9 protein-coding genes are annotated in these 8686 nt (G+C 45.2%); 3 read left to right on the top strand and 6 right to left on the bottom strand.

Annotation, left to right across the window (positions count from 1 at the left end; translation table 11 throughout):
• Positions 1-221: 221 nt before the first annotated feature.
• From V7R39_RS16275 to V7R39_RS16250, 6 genes are all read right to left on the bottom strand, one after another.
• Positions 222-611 carry a Na+/H+ antiporter subunit G gene (locus tag V7R39_RS16275; protein WP_334031981.1) on the bottom strand — a complete coding sequence of 130 codons (390 nt, stop codon included), beginning with the start codon at positions 609-611 and terminating at the stop codon, positions 222-224.
• Between the two features lie 91 nt (positions 612-702).
• A complete protein-coding gene (locus V7R39_RS16270) occupies positions 703-972 on the bottom strand; it encodes a K+/H+ antiporter subunit F (protein WP_100972823.1) in 270 nt (89 codons plus the stop codon).
• Complete coding sequence (locus V7R39_RS16265) at positions 966-1466, bottom strand: Na+/H+ antiporter subunit E (protein WP_334031979.1); 501 nt, start codon at positions 1464-1466, stop codon at positions 966-968. Before V7R39_RS16265 ends, V7R39_RS16270 begins: the two co-directional genes overlap by 7 nt.
• Complete coding sequence (locus V7R39_RS16260; RefSeq protein WP_334031978.1) at positions 1463-2989, bottom strand: monovalent cation/H+ antiporter subunit D; 1527 nt, start codon at positions 2987-2989, stop codon at positions 1463-1465. The genes V7R39_RS16265 and V7R39_RS16260 overlap by 4 nt, the downstream gene beginning before the upstream one ends.
• A complete protein-coding gene (locus V7R39_RS16255) occupies positions 2986-3354 on the bottom strand; it encodes a Na+/H+ antiporter subunit C (protein WP_334031977.1) in 369 nt (122 codons plus the stop codon). Before V7R39_RS16255 ends, V7R39_RS16260 begins: the two co-directional genes overlap by 4 nt.
• Positions 3354-6149, bottom strand: a complete 2796-nt coding sequence (locus V7R39_RS16250) for a monovalent cation/H+ antiporter subunit A (RefSeq protein ID WP_334031976.1) — start codon at positions 6147-6149, stop codon at positions 3354-3356. The genes V7R39_RS16255 and V7R39_RS16250 overlap by 1 nt, the downstream gene beginning before the upstream one ends.
• A gap of 381 nt (positions 6150-6530) precedes the next feature.
• Between V7R39_RS16250 and V7R39_RS16245 the strand changes: the two genes are divergently transcribed.
• Genes V7R39_RS16245 through V7R39_RS16235 form a run of 3 tightly spaced genes read left to right on the top strand, consistent with a single transcriptional unit; the run spans position 6531 to position 8682 of the window.
• Positions 6531-7121 (top strand): DUF7010 family protein, encoded by a 591-nt coding sequence (locus V7R39_RS16245; protein ID WP_334031983.1) that lies wholly within the window; start codon positions 6531-6533, stop codon positions 7119-7121.
• A 24-nt stretch (positions 7122-7145) separates the two neighbouring features.
• The gene (locus tag V7R39_RS16240) at positions 7146-7475 is read left to right on the top strand and encodes a DMT family transporter (protein WP_334031975.1); all 330 of its coding nucleotides are present in this window, start codon (positions 7146-7148) and stop codon (positions 7473-7475) included.
• Positions 7476-7488: 13 nt separating this feature from the next.
• Positions 7489-8682: a sensor histidine kinase gene (locus V7R39_RS16235; protein WP_334031974.1), complete on the top strand. Its 1194-nt coding sequence runs from the start codon at positions 7489-7491 to the stop codon at positions 8680-8682.
• The last annotated feature ends 4 nt before the right edge of the window (positions 8683-8686 follow it).

Raw genomic sequence — 8686 nt, 5'->3', positions numbered from 1 at the left:
CATGGGCAATTAAGTGTATTGTGCATGCTATCGCTGGCGCGGTTGTTGCCACGCTGCAAGTCTCAAGCAGACCTTCATTCCTTTACTAAGCAATCTCTGATGCCTCAGTAACAGAATAAAGCGCCTTAAGCGCTCCTAAAATCTAACTAACACTATCTATCTAACTCAAAACGAAACCGGGCGTGCTTTTTCTAGCGTGTGGCTATCTTCAGAAATATATTTCACTTACCTTTGTTTCTAGAACTAGCCTCATCATTTACAGATTTTTGCTCTCTTGCCGTATCAACTAACCCTTCGTTTTGTGTCGACTGCATAGTTTTTACTTTGTGATGCATGGCAACTTTGGCCAGTATGTGTGCAGTTACCGGCGCAGTAATCACCAAAAATAGTGTGATCAGTAATGCGTGAACATTGATGTAGCCTTGAAGGTGCGACATATAAATAACCGAGCTCAGTAAAATGCCACCTAAGCCCACTGTAGTCGCTTTAGTAGGGGCATGGAGGCGTGTGTAAGCATCTTTTAGACGAAACAAGCCTATTGAGCCCACGAGCACAAATATACCGCCAATCATAAGTAGAGCTGACACGGTTAACTCAAGCCAAAAATTCATTACCTATCCTTATCCGCAGTCTATTCATTTTATTACTCATTCGATTACTTACGCTTAGCTATCAGTCTTTTATTCAGTTTTTACTCATTTTTTATTCAATAATATCGCCGCGAAGAATATATTTTCCGAATGCAACACTACTCACAAAACCTAGCATGGCAATAAGCAGTGCCGCCTCAAAATATAGCGACGTGCCTTTGTGTATGCCGTACACCATGATTAACGCAATGCTATTAATGAACATAGTATCGAGTGCCAATATGCGGTCTACTACATCTGGCCCGACTAATAAGCGCCATAGATTAAGGACTAACCCTATAGAAATCATGATTCCTACACATAGCAGAGTAAATGCTAACATTGAAACATCTCCTTAATCGCCGACTCGTATCGGTCTTTGATGAGCCGTATCACTTCCTGCTCGTCATCCGGCATTTGCAGCACATGCACATACAAATAGCGCTTATCTTTTGAGAGCTCGGCGGTTACAGTGCCTGGCGTCATCGTTACTGTACTTGCAAGCATAGTAATAGGTTTTATCTCTGTTAGGTCTAGCGGCACGGCAACAAAGCCAGGTTTTATTCTGCTCATGGGCCCAAGCACTAAAATCGCCACCTGCACGTTTGCTATTACCACATCGCCTAGCACCATAAAGAAGTATTTAAGTGCTTTAAGCGGCTTTTTAATTCTCGGCTGTGAAATTTGTAACGGTGCGCACAATAAAGGGATCGCAATGGCAAACACAGCCCCCAAAATAATGTGGCCTGGGCTCACGGTCACATTCAACATTAACCATATAACAAGTAATATAACGCTTCGACCAGGCGTGGGAAGCAGGCGTGACAACAAATTCATTGCTGACCTCCCTGTAACTGCAAAACACTCACAGGAAGTCGTAAGTCATGAAGCTGAGCAGCGGCTGCCGAAGTGTATTCGGTAATAGGCCCAGCAAAAATTGCCATTATTGGCGATGCCACCAACAGCAATGCAACACCCACAACTTGCCATACAGATGCAGACTCATCTTCTGAGTTGCTGCTCTCTCCCCCATGCCGCCAAAAAAGGGTTGTACCGGCACGTGCAAGGGCAATAATAGTAAGTAGCGTAGAGATAAGCACAGCAGACCACACTAAAACCCTATCAAGTCCGGTCGCGGCAGATTGTAAAACAACCACCTTGCCGATGAAGCCTGAAAAAGGCGGCAGGCCAACCACCACCATGGCAGCTACAAAAAAGAGTGCGCCTAGCAGTGTTGGCTGAGTCACCTTTTTGGCGATGGCAAAGCGGTCGAAAGCTTTCCCTCTCTGCTGCCCTATCATATCGGCAAGCATAAAGAGCACTGCGGAAATTAATGTGCTGTGCAAAGCATAGTAAAACGCAGCTGCGCTAGCCTCTGGGCTTCTTAATGCAAAAGCCATTAGCAAAGTGCCTACTGATATAATCACTGTGTTAGACGCAATATTGCGTAAGTTAGGGCTAGCTAACACGCCAATGGTTCCAACGATTACCGTTAAAATAGCCAGCGGCCATATCCAAGGCAAAATCATATTGCTAAGCGCCCCCGCTCCATCACCAAAGATGACAGTGAACACCCGAAATATGCTGTAAATACCTACCTTTGTCATAATAGCAAATAGCGCAGCCACGGGCGCGCAGGCAGCGCTGTAGGTATTGGGCAGCCAATAGTGTAGTGGCAGCATGGCGGCTTTTAGCCCAAACACCACCAATAGCATCATGCCGCCTACTTTGGCCAGCACTTGCACTCCCCCTGATAAAGTGCTTATTTTAAGCGACATATCTGCAATATTGAGCGTTCCGGTAGCACCATATAAAGTTCCTAAGGCAATCAAGAATATGGCGGAGCCCACAAGGTTTAATATCACATAATGCACGTTGGCTTGGGTTCTTTGTTTTCCTCCACCGTGAACAAGCAGTACATAAGAGGCAATCAATAACACTTCAAAAAATACGAATAGGTTAAACAGGTCGTGAGTTAAAAACGCTCCCGTTATACCCATTAACTGAAACTGCATTATGGGGTGAAAATAACGCCCCTCGCGGTCGGTGCCAGCAAATGAATAAAGCGTTGACGCTAGCCCCAAAAAGCCAGTGAGAAGAACCAGAAGTGCAGCAAGAGAGTCTGCATACAATATAATGCCAAAAGGCGCCTGCCAGTTACCCACAGCATACATAATAGGCCCAGCATCAATAACTTTTGTCATGAGCGCTATTGCAAAGGCTATTTGCAGTAAGCATAAAAATGCCGCAGCAATTCTTCTATTTACATAGCGCTCAACGCCAGTAAAAGGCGGCAGTAAAAGCAGTAGCCCACCTATCAGTGACACTAAAATTGGCAGTATGGGTAAATGGTCCATCATTGCTTAGTGCTCCAGCGAGACACTGACTGCTTTGGCCTGCCAGGTGGCTCTTTACCGTCCACAAAATCATTCCCAAGGTCGGCTCTAGCCCGCATCGACAAAATGACGGCAAAGGCAGTCATGGCGAAACCAATCACGATCGCCGTTAACACTAACGCTTGAGGAAGTGGGTCTGCGTAGGCCTCTGATTTACCTAAAATAGCGGCGCCATCTAAGCTAAGCCGTCCGGTTGAAAACAGGAATAAATTAACGGCATAACCAAGCATCATCAACCCCATAACCACTGGGAACGTGCGGCCACGTAAGCACAGGAATACACCGCTGAAAGTCATTACGCCCACACAGAGTGAATACAATAATTCCATTAGTTTTCCTCCATCGTAGGGCGATGCTCGGTGGTTAACTTACCTAAGTTCGCTAGAATTAATAACGTTGCCCCTACTACTGTGAGATAAACGCCTAAATCGAATACAAGCGCGCTGGCCAACTCTGTCTTTCCGATGAACGGAATATCGAAGTAATCGAACCACGATGTTAAAAATGGCTTTTTGAACGCCCAGCTGCCCACACCGGTGATTACCGCCAGTAATCCCCCCCATGCAATCACACTTTGATAATTAACAGGTATACGTGGTGTTACCCACTTAACGCCGTGGGCAATGTATTGCTGAATTAACGCTACGGAGGTAACTAAGCCTGCAATAAACCCACCGCCGGGCATATTATGACCTCTAACAAAAATATAGGCAGACACCAACAGCGCAAGAGGAAGCAACGACTGAGAAATCATCACTAAAATAGGCGGGTGAATATCCTTCGTCCATGGAATGCCCTTATTATCGGCCGAGGGCATGGCAAGTGGAATTCTCGTCAATAATTTGAAGATACCCAGCGCGGCAATGCCTAACACAGTGATTTCGCCCATGGTATCGAAGCCACGAAAATCTACCAAAATCACATTGACAACGTTAGTCCCACCGCCGCCTGTTTTACTGTTTTCTACAAAGAAATCAGAAATAGTCTCGAAGGGACGGGTGATTATTGCATAGTTAATGGTAGCCACTATGCCGCCGATAACGGCGGCAATGCTTATGTCGCGAACTACTCTCTTTGGCGCTGAGTCGGCAGAGGTTTTTTGGGGTAAAAAGAACAGTGCTAACATCAGCAAAATTACCGTGACAATTTCTACCGCTAACTGAGTTAACGCGAGATCCGGCGCTGAAAAACGCGCAAAAGTAATAGAGACCACAAGCCCCACTACCGAAATGGCAATGAGTGCGGTCATGCGCTGTTTATGCAAAATAGCGGTGGCAATGGCGCCAATACACAGTATTGCCGCTAATGTAATTTCAATACCGTTGACAGATTGAAGCGGTGAACTTCCCGCAGCACTTTCAAGCATAATTAACGGTGGTGCGGTCATCACAATAACTAAAAGAAAGAGTAACCCTATATACCGCTGCAGTGACTCATTGTCTAAACTGTTATGCATTCGCTGGGCGTACTTTACGAGCTTTTGCATGGCCTGTTCGAAGATTTGCTTTGCATCTGGGTCGTTAAACTGAAACTGAAAACGGTAAAGAGGATGGCGGTTAATATACAGTACTGCCCCACCCACAATAGCGATGACACTCATCAACAAGGGAATATTGAGCCCGTGCCATATAGATAAGCTGTAGTAGGGTAAAGATGATGCAGGGAATAGCGTAGAAGCTGAAATAGCGAGTAAATCGCCTGCCATATAGCCAGGGAAGACGCCGACTAAAATACACAGTACAGCCAAAAGCGCTATAGGCAGCATCATGAATACAGGAGGCTCTTTCGGTGTTTTAGGCAGTGCCTCTGGCTCACCTTTAAAGAATACGTCCTTGATGAAGCGTAATGAATAAGCAACCGATAATACCCCGCCTACGGTGGCAAGAAGTGGCACCATCCACGATAGCGAGCCAAACACAGCTTGTTCTAGTGTTTCTGCAAAAAACATTTCTTTTGACAGAAAGCCGTTGAACAAGGGAATACCTGCCATTGATAAAGCAGACACCATTGTTAGCGTGGCGGTATAGGGCATAAAACGCCACAGCCCGCTGAGCTCACGCATATCTCGTGTACCGGTTTCATGGTCGATGATACCCGCAGCCATAAATAGCGAGGCTTTAAACACAGCGTGATTCATAATATGAAAAAGCGCTGCCACCGCAGCTAGCTCGGTATTCAGCCCTAGCAATAGCGTAATAAGTCCTAGATGGCTAATAGTGGAATACGCGAGCACGCCTTTTAAATCGTGTTTGAACATAGCCACATAGGCGCCGAGTAAAAACGTCATTAGCCCCGCCAAACTGACTAATAAAAACCATAGTTCGGTGCCTGCTAATACGGGGTAAAGTAGCGCTAAAAGAAATATCCCTGCTTTTACCATAGTAGCAGAGTGCAAGTAGGCACTTACTGGCGTAGGTGCTGCCATGGCATGGGGTAGCCAAAAATGAAAAGGAAATTGGGCCGATTTGGTAAATGCACCAATCAGCACTAATACCATTACCACTGGGTAGAGGTTATGATCTCTGATGGTGTTGGCGCTATCTACGATTACACCGATATCGTAAGTTCCGACAATATCGCCTATTAACAGAAACCCTGCAAGCAGAGCCAACCCACCAGCACCAGTAACGGTAAGGGCCATACGCGCCCCTTTTCGAGACGCCGACTTATAAGACCAAAACCCTATTAATAAAAACGAGCTTATACTGGTTACTTCCCATGCTATCCAAAGCTGCAGCAAATTATTTGCCAGCACAATAGAGAGCATTGCGGTCATAAATAAAATTAAAAAACCATAAAACCGTCCCATCGGCTCTTTTGCAGAGAGGTAGTAGCGCGCATAAAAGATAACAAGAAGGCCAATACCTAGGATAAGAAAAGCAAAAAGCAGCGCTAGGCCGTTGAGTCTCATCGACAGTGTAAGACCTATGGCGGGGATCCACTCGATATAGTCGGTAATAACGTCGCCAGCAAATATAGCGGGGGCAAAACTCGCGATGATAGCCAATGATGCCGCAGGGGCGAGCATAGTCATCGCTGTGCATACATTTCTACCGAGCTTTTCGGTAGTTTTGGGTACAAGGGTGCCGATGAGTAATAAAATCGGGATCCAAAATAGGCTCATTAGATGAAACTTTCCTTTCTAGTTTTCATTACCTTCACAAAGGCCCTGGTGATTTTTCTTTGGTGCATCCAACACGCTCAGGCAAAGCAACACGATACTAAAAAGTGTATTACTAAGACAGTAGAATACTGAAACTAGGCCTATTTGGTTTACAAAGCGCCTTGCTAGCGCGTGTCCATTGTTCACCGTATCGATGACAATTGTCATGCTGCATTGGTGATGTTTGTGACTTACTTAAGTGCAGTCGCATCGTCATACTTCAACCTTCTCAGCACTCTCAACACAGTATTGAAGGAAATGAACATGAACATGAACAATGTTATTGAGCGTCCGTTACACCAAAGTAAACGCAACTACTTGAGCAACCCCTCGAGCAGCCAAATGAAAGATGCCTCACTCGAGCAAGCCCAAAATCAACTTCTATCAGCTCGTGATTTATCACTTGATGAGCAACGCACGCTATTTAAGCAAAATAGATTTATTGCCATGCCTTTGGCCGGCACCATCGTATGGGCTTTGCTAGGTATTGCGGCGCCTTTTGTTTCTGAGGTTGCGATAACTTGGATGTTGTACATCGGCACCGGCGCTATTTTTTATCTCGGCGCAGGATTGTCTTATCTCACTGGCGAACGCTTTTTCTCAAAAGATACGCCTAGAACGAGTTTCGACACGCTTTTTTTCGTGGGCATGATTATGAGCTTAATGGTATTTGGGATAGCTATGCCTGTCGCTGCCATCGACCATACGACCGTGCCGTTAACCTTAGGCATATTAGCAGGATTGATGTGGATGCCCCTGTCTTGGTCTATCGAGCATTGGGTGGGCTACTTTCATACTAGCGCCCGCACCGCAGGTATTGTAGCAGCATGGTACTTATTCCCCGATGCACGGGTAGAGGCAATATCAGCGGTGATTGTTGCTGTCTACATTGTGTCTCTTTATGCATTAGAACGTCGTTACCAGTCTCTTTAACACTACACGAAAAGGAAGTTATTTATGATTTATCTATTGTTAGCCCTTGCCATTGTTACCGAAGTGACTGCAACCATGCTTCTCAAAGCGTCCGATGGATGGGAGAAATGGGCATTTGGGTACGCCGCTATTGCATTTTATGCGGTATCAGGAGGTTTATTTGCGGTTGTATTAAAGCACATGGGTATTGGGGTTGCTTATGCCATTTGGTCTGGTTTGGGTATTGCACTTATTACAGCGGCATCAGTGGTTTTCTATAAACAAACCTTCGACATGTTTGCCGTGATAGGTATTATACTGATTGTGTCTGGTACAGTGCTTATTACGAGTAAGTCTGCCGTCGTATTTCAATAAGGAAGAAATACTTGTGTCTCAACACGATGCTAATACCCAAATAGCGCATTTTAAAGAACGTCACGCCCACGCGCCCGTTATGCCTTTGCTTGCTAGTGGGCGCAAGAAGCGATGGTCGTATAGCAGCCTATTTTTTTCCTTGTTCTTTTTTGTGCCGCTTATACTTTCACTGCCTCTGGGCAACGCTGTAATATCGTTTAACGTTTTAGCCTATACGCTGTTTGTAATTACTTACCTTGTCGCAATTAATAAACCACAGCATCAGCTTCCGTTTTACATAGTCCTTATATTGGCACTCGGGTATATCACCACCTACAGTAATCCAGGTGGTGCCGTATTTTTTGGCTTTGTCGCGTTTATTTGCGGTTATTACTATGCGCTGAAACGGTCATTGCTCATCATGTCATTGATGCTTGTTTCGCTCGCCGCACTTCAAATTTATCTCATCAAAACAAACGATTACTTTTTGCTTGCGGCAGCGATAAACAGTGTCGTACTTCTTGGCTTTGGCATTATGGAGCGCAAAGAAACGCTTCATCAATCAAAAGAGGCACAGCATGCCGCCTCGTTACGCACACTGTCAGCCATTGCAGAGCGTGAACGCATTGGGCGAGATTTACATGACGTTGCAGGCCATGCGCTAAGCTCTATTTCTTTAAAAGCACAACTTGCCGATAAGCTGTTGAGCAAAAACAACGTTGAATTAGCGCAGCAAGAAGTGAGGGCTCTAGCAGCGTTATCGCAGTCACTTCTTAGTGAAATACGCCATGCAGTATCCGACATAAAACAACTTTCATTAACTGATGAAATTACCAAAAACAAAGCCTTGCTCCTGGAAAAAGACGTCAGTGTTAACTTGTATATTGATGATGATATCAATCAACATATTAGCGCGATGGAAGAAACCCAGCTCGCGCTTATGGTTAAAGAGCTCTTTACCAATACACTTCGCTACTCAAATGCTACCTACGTAACCTTGAGTTTGAAACTATTGCAAGTTGATACGCCCCACCCTTCATATACACTGGAATATCACGACTTTGGTCATCTAGATAACGTCAATAAAATAAAAGAAGGCAATGGCTTAAAAGGAATGAGGGAGAGGGCCGCGTCGATAAACGCCCAAGCCACTATGACATTTTCCTCTCACCCTGGTTTTACATTTACGCTTACATCTAACACGCCCAAGACGCCCTTGTTTACTTAATGAT

Origin of the sequence: Alteromonas sp. P256, from assembly GCF_036864455.1 — a bacterium.
In the GTDB taxonomy this organism is placed as follows: domain Bacteria; phylum Pseudomonadota; class Gammaproteobacteria; order Enterobacterales; family Alteromonadaceae; genus Alteromonas.
The sequence above is the reverse complement of the archived record's forward strand: the minus strand, read 5'-3'. Positions and strand labels throughout refer to the sequence as shown.

Coding starts and splice junctions, on each gene's coding strand:
- V7R39_RS16275 (WP_334031981.1), bottom strand. CDS start 611: ATGAATTTTTGGCTTGAGTTAACCGTGTCAGCTCTACTTATGATTGGC.
- V7R39_RS16270 (WP_100972823.1), bottom strand. CDS start 972: ATGTTAGCATTTACTCTGCTATGTGTAGGAATCATGATTTCTATAGGG.
- V7R39_RS16265 (WP_334031979.1), bottom strand. CDS start 1,466: ATGAATTTGTTGTCACGCCTGCTTCCCACGCCTGGTCGAAGCGTTATA.
- V7R39_RS16260 (WP_334031978.1), bottom strand. CDS start 2,989: ATGATGGACCATTTACCCATACTGCCAATTTTAGTGTCACTGATAGGT.
- V7R39_RS16255 (WP_334031977.1), bottom strand. CDS start 3,354: ATGGAATTATTGTATTCACTCTGTGTGGGCGTAATGACTTTCAGCGGT.
- V7R39_RS16250 (WP_334031976.1), bottom strand. CDS start 6,149: ATGAGCCTATTTTGGATCCCGATTTTATTACTCATCGGCACCCTTGTA.
- V7R39_RS16245 (WP_334031983.1), top strand. CDS start 6,531: ATGAAAGATGCCTCACTCGAGCAAGCCCAAAATCAACTTCTATCAGCT.
- V7R39_RS16240 (WP_334031975.1), top strand. CDS start 7,146: ATGATTTATCTATTGTTAGCCCTTGCCATTGTTACCGAAGTGACTGCA.